14 protein-coding genes and 1 pseudogene are annotated in these 14,947 nt (G+C 62.8%); 7 read left to right on the top strand and 8 right to left on the bottom strand.

All coding sequences use genetic code 11. The features are described 5' to 3' along the window. Positions 1–76: 76 nt before the first annotated feature. Together F2982_RS04075 and F2982_RS04070 are read left to right on the top strand one after the other, a co-directional pair. Positions 77–838, top strand: coding sequence for a hypothetical protein (locus F2982_RS04075; RefSeq protein WP_112719142.1), 762 nt, complete (start codon positions 77–79; stop codon positions 836–838). Between the two features lie 395 nt (positions 839–1,233). Further along, entirely contained in the window at positions 1,234–2,346 is a 1,113-nt protein-coding gene (locus F2982_RS04070; protein ID WP_199626496.1) for a porin, read from the top strand. Positions 2,347–2,474: 128 nt separating this feature from the next. On the opposite strand, the gene F2982_RS04065 is transcribed toward F2982_RS04070, so the two are convergent. After that, positions 2,475–3,104, bottom strand: a complete 630-nt coding sequence (locus tag F2982_RS04065) for a TetR/AcrR family transcriptional regulator (RefSeq protein WP_203429307.1) — start codon at positions 3,102–3,104, stop codon at positions 2,475–2,477. Between the two features lie 242 nt (positions 3,105–3,346). Between F2982_RS04065 and F2982_RS04060 the strand changes: the two are divergent. Together F2982_RS04060 and F2982_RS04055 are read left to right on the top strand one after the other, a co-directional pair. Further along, positions 3,347–4,782: pseudogene (locus F2982_RS04060) on the top strand (methyl-accepting chemotaxis protein). Positions 4,783–4,815: 33 nt separating this feature from the next. Further along, on the top strand, positions 4,816–5,172 hold the full coding sequence (locus F2982_RS04055; RefSeq protein ID WP_112719138.1) for a DUF1491 family protein: 357 nt from the start codon (positions 4,816–4,818) through the stop codon (positions 5,170–5,172). Between the two features lie 6 nt (positions 5,173–5,178). Here the strand turns inward: F2982_RS04055 and F2982_RS04050 are convergent, their stop codons facing one another. Together F2982_RS04050 and F2982_RS04045 are read right to left on the bottom strand one after the other, a co-directional pair. Then, positions 5,179–6,249: a DUF2336 domain-containing protein gene (locus F2982_RS04050; RefSeq protein WP_203429306.1), complete on the bottom strand. Its 1,071-nt coding sequence runs from the start codon at positions 6,247–6,249 to the stop codon at positions 5,179–5,181. Between the two features lie 243 nt (positions 6,250–6,492). Beyond that, positions 6,493–6,699 (bottom strand): hypothetical protein, encoded by a 207-nt coding sequence (locus F2982_RS04045; RefSeq protein ID WP_112719136.1) that lies wholly within the window; start codon positions 6,697–6,699, stop codon positions 6,493–6,495. Positions 6,700–7,210: 511 nt separating this feature from the next. On the opposite strand from F2982_RS04045, the gene F2982_RS04040 reads away from it, so the two are divergent. Beyond that, complete coding sequence (locus tag F2982_RS04040) at positions 7,211–7,381, top strand: hypothetical protein (RefSeq protein ID WP_165402615.1); 171 nt, start codon at positions 7,211–7,213, stop codon at positions 7,379–7,381. A 3-nt stretch (positions 7,382–7,384) separates the two neighbouring features. On the opposite strand, the gene F2982_RS04035 is transcribed toward F2982_RS04040, so the two are convergent. Both F2982_RS04035 and F2982_RS04030 read right to left on the bottom strand, forming a co-directional pair. Then, positions 7,385–7,936: a DUF1254 domain-containing protein gene (locus F2982_RS04035; RefSeq protein ID WP_112719135.1), complete on the bottom strand. Its 552-nt coding sequence runs from the start codon at positions 7,934–7,936 to the stop codon at positions 7,385–7,387. Beyond that, positions 7,929–8,516 (bottom strand): DUF1214 domain-containing protein, encoded by a 588-nt coding sequence (locus F2982_RS04030; RefSeq protein ID WP_112719134.1) that lies wholly within the window; start codon positions 8,514–8,516, stop codon positions 7,929–7,931. The genes F2982_RS04035 and F2982_RS04030 overlap by 8 nt, the downstream gene beginning before the upstream one ends. Before the next feature lie 560 nt (positions 8,517–9,076). Here F2982_RS04030 and lpxK point away from each other — a divergent pair. Next, positions 9,077–10,117 (top strand): tetraacyldisaccharide 4'-kinase, encoded by a 1,041-nt coding sequence (lpxK, locus tag F2982_RS04025; protein ID WP_203429305.1) that lies wholly within the window; start codon positions 9,077–9,079, stop codon positions 10,115–10,117. Here the strand turns inward: lpxK and F2982_RS04020 are convergent. The 3 genes from F2982_RS04020 to mutL all read right to left on the bottom strand — a co-directional run bounded on the left by F2982_RS04020 (position 10,112) and on the right by mutL (position 12,943). After that, a complete protein-coding gene (locus tag F2982_RS04020; protein ID WP_203429304.1) occupies positions 10,112–10,795 on the bottom strand; it encodes a GNAT family protein in 684 nt (227 codons plus the stop codon). The genes lpxK and F2982_RS04020 overlap by 6 nt on opposite strands. Before the next feature lie 9 nt (positions 10,796–10,804). Then, positions 10,805–11,035 (bottom strand): DUF2093 domain-containing protein, encoded by a 231-nt coding sequence (locus tag F2982_RS04015; RefSeq protein WP_112719132.1) that lies wholly within the window; start codon positions 11,033–11,035, stop codon positions 10,805–10,807. 81 nt (positions 11,036–11,116) lie between these two features. Continuing rightward, on the bottom strand, positions 11,117–12,943 hold the full coding sequence (gene mutL, locus F2982_RS04010; protein WP_203429303.1) for a DNA mismatch repair endonuclease MutL: 1,827 nt from the start codon (positions 12,941–12,943) through the stop codon (positions 11,117–11,119). A 181-nt stretch (positions 12,944–13,124) separates the two neighbouring features. Between mutL and F2982_RS04005 the strand changes: the two genes are divergently transcribed. Beyond that, entirely contained in the window at positions 13,125–14,846 is a 1,722-nt protein-coding gene (locus tag F2982_RS04005) for a response regulator (RefSeq protein WP_130278707.1), read from the top strand. Positions 14,847–14,947 lie beyond the last annotated feature (101 nt).

Below are 14,947 nucleotides of genomic sequence, written 5' to 3'. Positions count from 1 at the left end.
CTCTCGTCGCCACGCAGCGGGCCATCAGCCGAGTTCCTCGAACGGAACGAAGCCATTGCCCGCCAGGATCAATCAAATGTTGCGTGAACCTTCTTACGGTGGCCTGGCCGAGCAGGATGGCGCTGAGCGCGCCATGTACCGCTCGATCGCTTCGTTGACCGATCTCAATAATCCCCGGCTCTACAAGGCCCTGCACGATCATTTTGCGGCGGTCTATCCGGTATCTGCCAAAACAGGCGCATCCGAGTTTCATCTCGGCGGCGGCCAGACGTTCCGCCTGCACCGCGGGCTGAACGACTTGAGCTTCGAGATCACCTACTCGGATATTTCGCGTTTTGCGGCGGTCACCCGTTCGCTCAACTCGCGGACGAAGAAATATGCGAAGGACGGTCTGCAGTGGAGCACGTCGCGCGTCGCATCACCCCGTCAGCTGCTGGCACTCCCTCGGCCGCTCGACGAGCCGCGGGCGCCGGAAGACGTGCTGATGTCGATCTTCCATCTCGATCTCAACGATTCGGCCGAGACCGAGCGTCGAATCACGACCTGCATTGCAGCGCTCTATCCGTCCGGCCCGCGGCTCGGTGGCGGCCAGCAGAGCAATGATGCACAGGCGACGATGTCGAACCTCGCCGACTGGCTCTCCTTCCAGGACGTCCGCCAGATCCTCCAGGTGGACGATGCCGGCCATGCGGCGACCATGCTGATCTCGATGATGTTCGGCGGCTTCGCATCGCGCATGAGCGCCGGTGAAGGCCTGCCGGATCGCGCTTCTCTCATTGGATATATGAAGAGCTGCATCCAGCTCTTCGTGCGCGGCTGCCGCCGCCACGATGCCTGATATGCCGGATCCGGCCGCCATCGTGCGGCCGGCTCGCTGCCATCATCCGGCCCGCATTGCGATACGCCGGAATTCCTACTCCACTCCGTAAAGCCGTGCCGCTAGCGCTTTGCTTTCCTTAATTATTTCTTAACGTGCTCGCGAGGTTATACACAGAAGAGCCGCCCCGGATGGCCACAATGTGGTAAAAATACAACGAGAAAAACTTCCGGGATAATTTTGGTACGAATACGTTTATTAAATAATTGACGACTCCGGGGCCTCCTGTTCATATCCAGCCCGTGACCGAAGCAAATGTTCGGAAACGCATGGCGGACTGAAATTTCAGGGGACCGCATCCATCGCGCTAAGCAAAGAGCCAACCTTGGGGTTGGCCTCTGGAACGGAGACAGAAAATGAACATCAAGAGCCTCCTTCTCGGCTCCGCTGCTGCCCTCGCAGTAGTATCCGGTGCACAGGCTGCCGACGCTATCGTCGCCGCCGAACCGGAAGCAGTAGAATACGTCAAGGTTTGCGACGCCTACGGCACTGGCTACTTCTACATCCCGGGCACGGAAACCTGCCTCAAGATCGGCGGCTACCTCCGCTTCGATGTCGGCTTCGGCGCTGGCGATCCTTACGACGGCAACAATCAGGACGACTGGGCTGCCCACACCCGTTCGCACGTAACCTTCACCGCTAAGAGCGACACCGAATACGGCACGCTGACCAGCGGTATCGTTCTCGAAACCAACTACCGCGGCACCAGCACCGGCGGCAGCGATGCAGTCAGCCCGACGGTTGGCAACTCCACGACCCTCGGCGGCGCTGGCAACGGCACGGCAATCGACGAAGCGTTCATCAGCATTGCTGGTGTAACGGTTGGTAAGTTCGCTAACTGGTGGGATAACGACTTCTCCGGCGAGACGGACGTCCTCGCTACCCTCCATGGCACGACCAAGCCGAACGCAATCCGTTATCAGTATGACGGCGGCAGCTTCTACGCTGGTATCGCAGCTGAAGAACTGGTTCAGACCGACGCTCCTCCGTCCGGTAACGGCGGCAGCGACGCTGGTATCGACGGTGCAGTTGGCGGCAAGTTCGACGCCTTCACCTGGGAAGTTCTCGGTTCTTACGACACGCAGGCCCAGGAAGGCGCAGTTCGCGTCAAGCTCGGCGCCGACGTTGGTCCGGGCACGTTTGAAATCGCTGGCATCTACTCCAGCGGCTACAACAACTACTACGACGCTGGTAAGTGGTCTGTTGCTGCTCAGTACGCCCTCAAGGCAACTGACAAGCTGACCATCACCCCCGGCGCTCAGTACATCGACGACATCCAGACGGGTGGCGCTCTCGGCGACAGCTTCGACGGTGGCCATGAATGGCGCGCTGGTCTGACGCTCAACTACAAGATCGTTGAGAACCTCTCGACCGAGCTGACGGCAACCTACGTCAACGACAAGTTCGACGACGGCCGTCCGGATGCAAGCTACACGGAAGGCTTCTTCCGTCTGCAGCGTGACTTCTAATCATACGCTGACAACCGATTAGATTGACCTCCAAATCGGTTTCGAAAGGAGAGCCCGGGTTCCCAACCGGGCTCTTCTTGTTTTTACTGGATGAGTTGCCGTTGAGGGCAGGGGCCGCAGCGGCTGCCTTAAGGCAGCAGCCCGTTGGCGAAGATCTTCAGGCTGGAGCGCAGATAGGCCTTGGTGCGCTTGGCGCGCACGTCGAGATCGGCGCCCGTCCGGTCGATGCTGAGGCTGCCGAAGACGATGCCGATCAGCATCGTGGCCGCCGCATCCGCATCAATGGCGATGATCTTGCCGCTTTCGCTCAGCGTCCGCAGCCAGCTTGCAAGCTCGGCGCGCGCCGCATCGAAATCCTGCCGCAGCTGCGGCACATATTCGGTCGCTTCCCAGGCAACTTCGATCAGGAAATACTGGCGCATGTTGGCCGGGCTCGGCGCATCGTCGGCGTCGACATAGAAGACCTGACCGAGGAGCACATCGAGAGCGGCGTCGGCCTCAGGGAAGTGGAAGATCGAACCGCTGCGCGCCTTGATCGCCGCAGACAGCAGGTCGCCCTTGGCCTCGTAGAAATCATAGAAGGTGCGCTTCGAGATACCGCAGCGGGCGGCGATGATATCGACCGTCGTATTGGCATAGCCGAGTTCGATAAAGACGTCGGTACCGGACTCGATGATATCAGCCTGGCGCTGATCCAGGTCTATGCTCTTCGGGCGTCCGCGCGGGCGCTTCGGTTTTTCTTCGGTGTTCGAGCTCACAATTCCCCTGCGCGCACATCTGTTATTTTTATCCCTGCGGCACTGATACATGAAGAGGCCCGGCGGGTACAGCGCCTCAATGTCGCGAACATGTTACAGCCTCACGACATGCTGGCGGAAAAATATCGCAGGCCTGAATGTCTGATACCGCCGCCTACAACCTAAGTCTAAGCCCCCGTAATTTTTGCAACTTGTTAACCATAATGCCTGACGCTCCGCTAATGTACCGGGGGAGCTTTGTCATGCAGGCAATGAGGGCGGTCGATGTATCTGAAGAGGGGAATGCGCAGCCGGAGGACCCGGCGTTGCGGCATATCCTGTCGAAGCTGGCCGAGGAGGCGTCGACGCTCGGCATAGACCTTGTCGATATCGCCGGTGCCATCCAGGACATGGCGGCGATGTCCGCCCGCCATGCCAATGCCTTCGACGACGTGACGCGCACGGCGCTCTCGATTGCCGAAACCAACCGGGCGGTTGCCGTGTCGCTGCGCGAGACCGACCAGACCGCCGCCGATGCCCGCCACATGCTGAAGGAATCGGCCGGGCGGCTCTCGGGGTCGGTCGAGGAGATCGGCCATATGCTGCGCTCCTCCGAGGAGATCAGCGCCGAGATCAGCACGTTTGCCCGCTCGCTCTCCGATGTCGACACCGTCGCCGGCGAGATCGGCACCATCGCCCGCCAGACCAACCTGCTTGCCCTAAATGCCGCGATCGAGGCGGCGCGGGCCGGTGAGGCAGGCAAGGGCTTTGCCGTCGTCGCCTCCGAGATCCGGGCCCTCTCGCTGCAGACCTCCAAGGCGACCGGCCTGATCCAGGAAACGCTCGATCAGCTGCGCGCCAAGATCGGCAGGCTCTCGGCCGCCGGCAGCGGCGCGCGCGATAGTGCCGCCAGCGTCAAGGAGAAGTCGCAGGCCATGCACGGCGCCTTCCACAGCATGGAGCAGGTGATCACCCAGATCCTCGACAGCTCCTCGGTCATGGCCAACACCACCGAAGCGGTCGATCGCCAATGCGCCGGCTTCGTCGCCGCGCTCGGCGAAATGTCGGCCGAGGTGCTGGAATCGAACGGCAAGCTGCAGCACGCCGCCAAGCGCGTCGATAGCGTCGTCGGCCTGTCGGAAAAGCTGGTGCAGCTGACGGCGAGCGCCGGTGTCGAAACCGCCGACAGCCGCTGGATCGCCCGCGCCCAATCGGTCGCCGCCGACATCTCCACTGCCTTCGAGCGGGCGCTGTCATCCGGCCAGATCCGCCTGGAAGCGCTCTTCGATCGAAACTATCGGCCGATCCCCGGCACCGATCCGGTGCAGTTGATGGCAGGGTTTACCGAACTTACAGACCGTCTTCTGCCGCCGATCCAGGAGCCGGTCGCCACATCCGACGAGCGCATCGCCTTCCGCGCCGCGATCGACGAGAATGGCTATCTGCCGACCCATAACCGCAAGTTCTCCGAGCCGCAGCGCCCCGGCGACACCGCCTGGAACACCGCCAACTGCCGCAACCGCCGCATCTTCAACGATCGCGTCGGCCTCTCGGCAGGCAGAAGCACCGCACCCTTCCTGGTGCAGACCTACGGCGCGACATGGGCGGCGGCAATTTCGTGATGATGAAGGACATCTCCGCCCCGATCACCGTCCGCGGACGGCATTGGGGCGGGTTGCGGCTGGCGGTCAAGGTCTAGCGTAACCGCCGCCATTCATCCTATACGTCACGCATGAGACTTCGCACCGACATCTTCGTTTCCGCCCTGCTGCGCCGGGTCTTCGCCATGGGCGATTTCGCCGCCGTGGAGAAGAAGGGCGCGGAAGAGGCGGGCGCGGTCTTCATCCGCCAGCATTTCCGCGACGGGCTGGAGACGCTGTACGGCCCAGCGCCGCAGAGCTTCTTCGATGAGGAGGAGAGTGCCGGACGGCTGTTCGAGATCCGCCTCGACCGGCAGGAGCCGGATGCCGTGCGCGAATTGCTGGAGCGCGAGCGCAGGTTCGATCCCGATCTGTGGATCGTCGAGCTCGAAACGGCAGATGCGGCATCGCTGCTGCCGCTGGCGGTAGAAAAGAAGAACCCGCTCTGAAAGAGATCAGCGGCGGCCGACGGTCTTCAGGTCGCGGGCCGGCGGTATCAGGCGTGCTGTGCGGGAGATCGTGCCGGCGGCGGCAGGCGCGGCGGGGTTTTCGCCTTCTTCCGGCTTGTAGGTATAGCTGTCGGCGCGCCGCCAGGCTTCCACCCGCTCATGGCATTCTTCCGGATCGAGCGCATCGAGCACCATCCAGGCGCGGGTCACGCTGTGCTGCGGTTCGGCGAGATGCGGATAGAGCTTCTCCAAGACGAAGACGGCATCGAGAAAGCCCATGCCGAGGCTGACGAGCGTGGTGGCCAGCTGCTGGCCGGAGAGATCGAGCATGATGCGCTCGGCCAGCCAGCGGCTGGCGGACAGTGCATCGGCAAGCGTGCTGGCAAAGTGGCTCGCCTCGCGCGAGCGGGCAAAGCGCACCAGCAGCGCTTCCTGGATGTCGGAGATCGTCCTCAGGCCCAGCCGGTCGTCGTCATCGCGGCCGAGATGGTTGGCGAGACCGCGGATCTTCTGGCGCATCGCCTCTTCATTGGCGAGGCGCTCGGCAAAGTCAGGATCGACGGCCGGCGGTTCGGTTGCGACGGGCGCAAAGACCGGCGCCGGTGCTGCGGCCAGCTGTTCCTCGATGGCGGGAAGCGTCAGGTCGGCGGGCGAGGGGCGGGCGGTCGCCTGGCGCAGCGCCACCAGCGCATCGATCACTTTCGGCGAAAGATTGTCGCGGCTGACGATGGCGCGGATATGGGCGGTGCCCTGCGTGCGGGCGATCATGATCAGCGTATCGTCACTGACCGCCTGCGAGGCCGTCAGAAACGGTGCGGCAACGGCGATCGGCAGGTTGCCGATGAAGAGAGCCACGGCCTGCGGAATGACCGGGCATTGCGAGAGGGCGGCGACGGCCTGGCGGCGGGCTTCGTCGGAAGAGGCTTGGAACAGCGGGGTAAAGAGCTCGGCGAACTGGCGCAGCTCGGATCGCGTCGGATGCGCCAATCCCTCGAAGCTGCTCACGGTTGCCATCAACACCACGTCCTTCTTGCGGCTGGCCATAGGCCCTTCTAGGTCTCTAAACCGGTCACGCACAAAGAATACCCCGGAAACGCCGATACTGAGGGATCGAATGTGCCGGCTGGACGGAGGCCGGGCTCAGACGAATATGAACAAATCCTACACCGGCAGGGTTAATGCTTGCTGAAGATTTTAATCAAATGCGCAGCAATGGCACACGCAGAACGTGTTCAGCTGTGGATGGCGCACAAAAAGAAAGCGCCCCGCAGATACGAGGCGCCACCGTCTTTCCGGATCGCTCCGGCCTGGAGATGAATGTCAGAGTCCCTTGTGGGCACGCAGAGCCAAAAGCAGCTTTTCGCCGTCGTTATGGCCGGCCTGATAGAGGTCGAGCGCAGCCGAAGCTGCAAACTGGGCCTCGGGGCTTTTGATATCCAGACGCTTTTCCGAGCACCACGCATCGAGCGCGCCGCGCAGCACATCCAGGTCTTCAGGAGAGAATGTCGGGTTCATGAATAAAGACATTTTCTGCCCTCCGTATCTACGGCAAGAGCATGGGTTGTCTCTCAAGCGGTCATCGCCATAAAACTTTTGACCGATGCGCCGACCATACGCCTATTCACCTGAACTGCAATTGATATTTCGGTGACGCAAATCGGCAACACATCCTTATGACGTAAAGGTGATCGGCTGTACTTGGTCAAGCCTATGAATTCATAAGTTTTTCCTAATTAAATCTGACTTATTGCCGATTGAAACTAAAAGCCAGCTCGCAGCGTTTATTGAACAGCCCTACAACAGGGCTGAAATATTAGGAGACTGTTAACTATCGTATGTCTCAATTCGGACAGGAACGGCGCGGTTCGATGCTTCGGCCGTAAAGATTCCACATCACGGTATTCAAACAGGTGCCGTGAGAAAGGCGCGAATGACCTCGGTTCCGGTTTCCGGCATTGCAGGACGCGCTGGCCCGCACAGGCGGGCAGGGTGAAATCCGCTTTGCTTCATCCGTCTCGGGCAGTGCATGGAGACGAGAATGGCCACTATAGTCGCATTGGCTGACAGGCGCTCGCAACAGCCGCGCCGAAAAGACCGGGAGCCCGTCGAGGCTCAGATATTGCTGTTCACCGGCGTTCGCTATGAGCGTCTCGTGGAGAGCCCGAAGCGTCGCGCCCCGTCGCGCGCATCGCGTGTAAAGACCAAGTAGGCGTCAGTTGTCCGAACCGTAGGTCTCGCAGCCTGCCTCGGTGAGAAAATTCTTGGCTGCGTCATCGAAGCTCGCCTGCGGCGCAAGAGTGCGCAGCACCGCATAGCCCTCATTATGCGTCATCTCCACCAGGATGGTCTGCTGCAGATCCTGCGGCAGCGACTTGCGCAGCTCCGTCAGCTTGATCGGGCTTGCCGCCAGCACATCGAGCGCGCCCCCCACAGACGTCCTGTCATTCATGCTGAACACCTCGTTCGAGGCGCCGTCATAAACGGCGATCGACCAGAAGGGCACGCTGCCCTTGGCGGTGAAGCGCACAGGGCCATCCTCGAGATCGAAGGAGCAGACGGCGGTGCGCACGAAGGGATCGCTGTTGGAAAGCCCGGCATCGTCGTAGTTCGACGACAGCAGATAGAAATTGTTCGGATCGCCCTCGGCGATCACCCGCGTCTCGGCATCCTTGCCGGTGAAATGCGGCAGCGCCAGAATGATGATCAGGTGCAGCAGGGCGGCGCCGAACAGGCCGGTGATGATGGCAAAGACGATCCTAAGCATTGCCGCACCCGGTCTTCTCGAGCTTCGGCATGGAAAGATCGATAACCCCGGAACTGCCCGCCGTCGGCGTATCGAACAGCGTCAGCACCAGCCGGAACGTGCCGGCGGCCGGCAGCGCCAGCCAGTTGCCCGGCCGGGCATTGGCCGAGACGTCGATCACGAAGCTGCTGTCGGGCTGGCGCAGCACAGTCCAGGAATTCAGCGCGCCCGGCAGACCGGGACGCACGGAAGCCGGATTGCCGCCATTGTCGGATGTATAGAGCGTCCACAACCGCGCCGCCGGCGTTTGCCCGCTGATCCTATAGCTGCAGCCCGCATTGAGCCGCTCCCCGCCATCGTCGACGCTCGCCGTAAAGGTTAGTCCCTCGGCACTGCCGTAAAGCAGCTTGCCCGCCCGCGCCCGGTGCGATTTCGCATAAGGATCGGCATCGGCCGTCTGCAGCTCCGGAAACGCCTCCCAGGCGCCGAGCTTGATGGCCCCGAAACCCTGCGTCACATCCAGCGCATACCGCGAAACCATGATCCCGCCGCCGAAAGCGACGATCAGCGTGATCGCGATAAATAGCGGAAATCGAAACACTGGATGCCCTTGAGATCAAATCAGGTGAAAGGGTTAGCACTGATTCTGGCGGGGTGGAATGGTGAGCAACGTTTTCGCGGTGGAGGTTGACGCGGGAGTCTCTCGCCGCGCAGACGCACGCCGGGTGGATTCCTGTGACAAGCACAGGAATGAGGGAGGATTGGGGATGTGCCTTAGGGGCAAGCTGTCCGGTGGAGAGTGTTGAACGACTCCTTGTCCCTCAGCACGCTCGACATCGCCGTTGTTCGCTGAGACCAACCCCAAACTCCCTCATCCCTGTGCTCGTCACAGGGATCCAGCCACCGCGCGTCCGTGCCGTGAATGACTCCTTTGAACGGGCTGGGTAAGCGTCACGTGCCGCCGTGTTCTCTGCAAGCGCCCATACTCGCGACGTCCCGCGCCCCAATCGCCAATGCGACGAACCACCGCCACCGTCCACCCGCCCCACCCATCAAAATCCGGCAAAGGCTTGCTTTTTCTTCGGTTTTGCCCTCTCTTTGCCGCCAATTGAAGGGGATTTCCGGGCGGGATGCGCCGGATGAGCGCAGGACAGGCAGATCATGGTATCCGAAGCGCCGCCGTTCTGGTGGACGAAAGCCGATTGGCGGGCCTGGACGCTGTCGCCCTTTTCGCTGATTTACGGGCAGGTCGCCGGCTATCGCATGAAGCATGCGCGCCGTGCCTCGGTGCCCATTCCCGTCATCTGCATCGGCAATTTCACCGTCGGTGGTGCCGGCAAGACGCCGACAGCGCTGGCGATCGCTCAGGCGGCCAAGGCGAAGGGGCTGAAGCCCGGATTTCTGAGCCGCGGTTACGGCGGTTCGCTCGATGTCACGACGGTCGTCGATCCCGCCCATCACCGCGCCATGGCCGTCGGTGACGAGCCGCTGCTGCTCGCCCGCGAGGCACTGACCGTCATTTCCCGCCGCCGGGTCGAGGGCGCCGAGCGTCTCGTCAAGGAAGGCGCCGACCTGATCATCATGGATGACGGCTTCCAGAGCGCCAGACTGGCGCTCGATTATGCGCTGCTGGTCATCGATACGACGCGCGGCCTCGGCAATGGCCATACGGTACCGGGCGGCCCGGTGCGCGCGCCGATCGCGGTGCAGATGCGTTATGCGACGGCACTCCTGAAGGTCGGCAACGGCAATGCCGCGGACGCCATCGTCCGCATGGCCGCCCGCGCCGCAAAACCCTATTTCACGGCGTCGCTGAAGACGGTCGGCATGAACGAGCTTTCCGGCCGCCGCGTGCTCGCCTTTGCCGGTATCGCCGATCCCACGAAGTTTTTCCGCACGGTGGAATCGCTCGGTGCCGAGATCGCCGCCACCCGCTCCTTCGGCGACCACGAGCACCTGAGCGACGACGAGATCGCCGATCTCATTGCCGTTGCCGAACGCGAACAGCTGCAGATCGTCACCACCTCGAAAGATTTCGTCCGCCTTGCCGGCCATCACGGACGGGCGCAGGAGCTTGCCGAAAAGTCGAAGGTGATCGAGGTGGAAATGGCCTTCGAGGACCCGCAGGCGCCCGGCCTGATCATCGACCGGGCGATCGAGGCCTGCCGTGCCCGCAGGCTGAAAGAGCAATCCGGCCTATAGCGCCAGCCGTTTGCGGATATCGGCAAGCCCGGATGCCGCGCGGCCATCGGCGTCGAAATTGCCGTCGTCGAGCCAGGCTTCCAGAGCGGCCCGGTGCGCCGGCCATTCGTCTTTCAGGATACTGTGCCAGGCGACGTCGCGCTGATAGCCCTTGGCGATCGCAGCATTGCGCCAGATGCCCTCGAACACGAAGCCATAGCGCAGCGCCGCTTTGCGCGACGCTTCGTTGAGCGCGGCGCAGCGCCAGACGAGCCGCTCATAGCCGAGATCGTCGAAGGCGTGGCGCATCAGGAGGAAGATCGCCTCGGTCGCGGCGCGCGTGCGCTGCAGCTCCGGTGAAAACCAGATGCTGCCGATCTCGATCGAGGAATCCGCCGGAGAGACATCGCAGAGCGACAGCCATCCCGCAGGCTTTCCGGCGCCGAGAGGTTCGACGGCCCAGAACGGCTGGTCGGCCCGCCCTGCGAGGTCCGCGACGAAGGCGGTGAACGGGCCGAGGCTCTCGAATGGACCATAGCGCAGATAGCCGAAGCTCTCCGGCGAGGCGGCGGCAAGCGGCCAGAGCGGCTCGGCATGCGCCGGTGTCAGCGGATCAAGCCTGACCGAGCGTCCGCTATGGACGATCCGCTCGGGAAAGGGGCGTGGCGAATGGACGATCGGCCGGCCGAAGTCACGCATCAGGGAAAGTCAGCGCTTCTGCACCGGCAGCACGCCTGCGCGCTTGTCGGCCTCGAAGGAGGCGATGACGTCGGCATAGGGTTCCTGACGGGCGACGCTCCAGTAGCGCAGCTCGTCGAGCGGGATATGCTTGCCGGTCATGGCGCAGACGACGTAGGAGCCCGGCGACAGGATCTGGAAATCGGCGTCGAGATAGCGGATTTTCGCCTCGCGGTTTCCGTGACCTTCAAACAAGTTCATCCTGCTCCATTCCTGCGGCTCTGATCGTCCTGCCATAGCGCGCGGCACGGGCGATTGCCAGTATTTTTCGGCTTGCTGCCGTCAGCTCCGGCCGAACAGCCGCTCGATGTCGGAAAGCTTGAGCTCGATATAGGTCGGCCGGCCGTGATTGCACTGGCCCGAACCCGGCGTCACTTCCATCCGTCTCAAAAGCGCGTTCATCTCCTCCGGCCGCATGCGCCGGCCGGAGCGCACCGAGCCGTGGCAGGCCATGGTCGCCGCCACATATTCGAGTTTCTGCGATAGGCCCGACGCCGTGTCCCATTCGGCGATCTCGTCGGCGAGCTGGCGGATCAGGCCGTTGGCATCGACCTCGCCGAGCATCGCCGGCGTTTCGCGCACGGCAATGGCGCCCGGCCCGAAGCGCTCGATCGCCAGCCCGAGCTCGCCGAGCCCTTCGGCATGCACCATCAGCCGGTCGCAATCCTCTTCCGGCAGGTCGACGATCTCCGGGATCAGAAGCACCTGCGAGGGAAGGCGCTTGGAATGCAGCGCCTTGCGCATTTCTTCGAAGACCAGCCGCTCATGCGCCGCATGCTGGTCGACGATGACAAGACCGTCCTCGGTCTGCGCCACGATATAGTTCTCGTGCAGCTGGGCGCGCGCGGCCCCCAGCGGAAAGCGCTGCGGTGCCTCTTCGCGTGGCGCGGCCACCGGCTGCTGCCAGCTCTGCGGCTGCGGTTCGGAACGCGCCGTCGGCGTCACCAGCCCGTCGAACGATGCCTGCGGCCGCTCGGCAAAGCCCGTATTGGCGGCCTGATAGGGGCGGGACGGCGAGGTCTCCGGCGACCATGGCGCCTGCGCCGGGCGCTGATAGGCATTCGGCTGGAAACCGGGGCGGAAGGAGCGCAGCATGCCGTCGGCACCCGTCGTGGCGGCACGGCTGCCGTCGCGGGCGAGCGCTTCGCGCACCGCGCCGATGATCAGCCCGCGGATCAGCCCGGGATCGCGGAAGCGCACATCGGATTTCGCCGGATGCACGTTGACGTCGACAAGCGCCGGATCGAGTTTGAAGGAGAGCACCGCGACAGGGTAGCGCCCGGCCGGGATCGTCTCGGCATAGGCGCCGCGGATCGCCGAAAGGATCAGCTTGTCCTGCACCGGGCGGCCGTTGACGAAGGCATACTGGTGGCCGGAATTGCCACGGTTGAAGGTCGGCACCCCGGCATAGCCCGTCAGGCTGACGTCCTCGCGCTCGGCATCGATCTCGATCGCATTGTCGCGGAAATCCTTGCCGAGGATCTGCGCCATGCGCGCCAGATGGTCGTCGCCGGTCGCCGGAAATTCCAGCGTGCTGCGGTCGGTGCCGGAGAGCACGAAGCGCACGCCCGGAAAGGCGATCGCCATCCGCTTGACGATTTCGGTGATCGCTGCCGCTTCCGCCTTTTCGGTCTTCAGGAATTTCAGCCGCGCCGGTGTCGCGAAGAACAGGTCGCGCACCTCGACGATCGTGCCGGGGTTCAGGGCCGAAGGCCTCAAATGCAGGAACTTGCCGCCGGAGACGGCGATCTCGCTGCCGCCGGTGCTATCCTTGCGGCGGCTCGATATGCTTAGCTTGGCGACCGAGCCGATCGAGGGCAGGGCCTCGCCGCGAAAGCCGAGCGTGCGGATATCGTCGAGCGTTTCTGAAATTTTCGAGGTGCAGTGACGTTTTACCGCAAGCTCGAGATCGGCGGCATCCATGCCCGAGCCATTGTCGCTGACGCGCAGTAGTCCCTTGCCGCCGCCCGATGTGGCGATCTCGATGCGCGTCGCGCCTGCGTCCAGAGCGTTTTCGATCAGCTCTTTCGCCGCACTCGCCGGGCGTTCGATGACTTCGCCGGCGGCGATCTGGTTGATGAGCGTTTCTGAGAGCTGTCTGATGGCCATGCGCCATTTTCGTGGATTCGCAGGCGCGATGGAAGGGTGAAAAAGCCGGTCTCCAAAGCCGCGTCTCAGACCCCAAGATTTGGGTAGATTAATGTTAAGCGACCGTTAGGAGAAAGCTGGCATTTTGGACGCATACCACCAAATAGTGCTGTTAAATCGGATAGATGTGGGATTTTGAGGAATGAGTGCCGGCTTTGAAGAGACGGACGCATCATCCGTGAGCGGGGAGCTGCCGGCCGAGCCCGATCTCCAGTCGTCGCTTTTCGATGCCGTCTCCGATGGCCTCGCCGCCGCCCTCATCGTCTATAACAAGAACGACCAGATGATCTTCGCGAGCCGTCAGGTTCTCGATTTCTTCCCGATTTCGCCGTCCATGCTGAAGCCCGGCACGCGCCTGCGCGACTTCCTGGGCGCCGTTTTCGATACCGGCGTGCGCCAGCAATATGCCGCCAAGCAGCCGGGTGGCGTGCTCGGCCGCGAGGACTGGCTGTCGCAGAAGATCGCCTCGCATTGGCGCGAGCGCTTCGAGATCGTCGAGCGGCATGGCCCGGATCGCTGGATCCGCCTCGTCAAGCGCCGCCTGCCGAGCGGCTATTGCGTGTCGATGATCTGCAACATTTCCGAGGAGCGCAAGCGCGAGGAGCAGTGGCGCGCCGATCTCGAGCGCGTGCAGCTGACCGAGGATATTCTCGACAACCTGCCGTTCCCGCTCTTCGTCAAGGACCGCAATCTCAATTACGTCGCGGTCAACATTGCCTTCTGCGAGAAATATCAGACGACGCCGGACGAAGTGCTCGGCCGCAAGAGCGGCGACTTGTTCTCCGCCGATATCGCCAAGCGCTTCGAGGAAAGCGACCGCCACGTTCTGGAAACCGGCGAAATGTCGATCTCGCGCCAGCGCCAGGTCTCGCGTGACGGTGCCGAGCGCGACATCGTCAGCCGCAAGCACCGCATCGGCAAGCCGGGCCGCTATTTCCTGGTTTCCACCATGCAGGACCTGCCGCGCGATGGCGCCGATCTCGACGAGTTCGACCGCGCCACCTCGGTCACCGCCTCCAGCCACCAGTCCTATCGCCGCGCCTATGTGCCGCTGAACGGCGATGCACAGCGCCGCGAACCGGCGGCGATGGAAGCGATCGTCCCGGAGAATTTCTCGGGCCGCAAGATCCTCGTCGTCACCGGCGATCTCGCCGCCGAGACCGCGGCGCTGCGCACGCTCGCCAAATACGGCTTCGAAGCCTGTGCCGTGCGCGGTGAGGACGAGCAGGAGCATTTCCTCGAAATCGCCTCCTCGGCCGGCATCGATCTCGACCTGATCATCATCGACAACCAGATGGGCATGCGCTGCCTCGAGCTTTCCGGCCAGCACGGCATTCCGGCGCTCGTCATGGACGGTTTCCAGCTGGCCAATGAGCTGACCTTCCAGGTCGCCCGCCACTTCAACCGCAACAACCGCACGAGCAACGAGCCGGAAGCCGACTGGGAGATCTCGACATCGGCCGATAGCGACACGCTGCAGGTTCTGGTCGCCGAAGACAACGACATCAACCAGATCGTCTTTTCGCAGATCCTCGAAGGCCTCGGCTATCGCTACATGATCGCCTCCAGCGGCGACGAGGCGGTGCGTCTGTGGACCGAACACAAGCCGCAGATCGTGCTGATGGATATCTCGCTTCCCGGTCTCAACGGTTTCGAGGCCGCCCGCATGATCCGCGGCATCGAAGAAGGCGGCAGCGTCAGGACGCCGATCATCGGCGTGCTCACCCAGGCCTTCGAGCGCGACCATGCCGAATGCGCAAAAGCCGGCATGGATGACGTCATCATGAAGCCCGTCAGCCCGGATATACTGGAGACAATCTTCCAGAAGCATCTGAAGCGCGAAGAGATGCGCGCGGTCTGCTGATCGAAACTCTGGTCAACTCCCCAGATTTTGGGGCGCCAACAATCCCAAACATCGCTTTTCCACTATCGGTTTATTAAGACTTGGCCGCCATTCTCCCCGGA

This window comes from Rhizobium sp. BG4, from assembly GCF_016864575.1.
Taxonomy (GTDB): domain Bacteria; phylum Pseudomonadota; class Alphaproteobacteria; order Rhizobiales; family Rhizobiaceae; genus Rhizobium.
The sequence above is the reverse complement of the archived record's forward strand: the minus strand, read 5'-3'. Positions and strand labels throughout refer to the sequence as shown.